We start from the raw sequence: 524 nt of genomic DNA, 5'->3' as shown, positions 1-524 counted from the left end.
CCGCCGATGTGGCCACCGCGCCGATCGACGCTGCGGTCTCCGAGCTGCCGCTGGACTCCGTGGAACTGCCGGTGGACGAGGAAGCCCTGCAGGGCTTCTTGCGGCACGCGCAGATCGTTCTGGAGAGGGCGCAGACCGCGGTGGTTCTCGCGGACCACCTGGTCGACCGGTATGGCGCGCAGCACGAGCTCGACCTGTTGCTTGCCGAGAGCAACCTCCCGTACGCCGACCTGGCGATGGCCAAGGGCCTCGTCGACGAGTCGGATCCGCGCTTCGCCGGCACGTACTTCGGCGCCTTCAGCCGGCCCGCGACGAAGCAGGCGGTGGAGACCGCGGACGTGCTGATCCAGGCCGGCGTGCGCTTCACCGACACCACCAGCGGCTTCTTCAGCCAGGACCTCGACTCGACGCGCGTGATCGACCTCCAGCCCGGGAGTGCGAAGGTCGGCAGCGCCCTGTACGCCGGCGTACCGCTGAAGGCCGCGCTCGCAGGCCTGGCCAAGCTTTTCGTCGATCTCCCGCCC

The 524-nt window shown here is 69.8% G+C and carries 1 protein-coding gene; it reads left to right on the top strand.

The annotated features are described in order from the left end of the window. The coding region (locus tag ABD345_RS40175) for a hypothetical protein (RefSeq protein WP_425556974.1) at nucleotides 1-524 on the top strand (524 nt) is incomplete at both ends.

The sequence above is a fragment of the Kitasatospora saccharophila genome (assembly GCF_039529925.1).
In the GTDB taxonomy this organism is placed as follows: Bacteria; Actinomycetota; Actinomycetes; order Streptomycetales; family Streptomycetaceae; genus Kitasatospora; species Kitasatospora saccharophila.
Note: the sequence above shows the minus strand (reverse complement) of the source record. Positions and strands in the feature narration are given on the sequence as shown.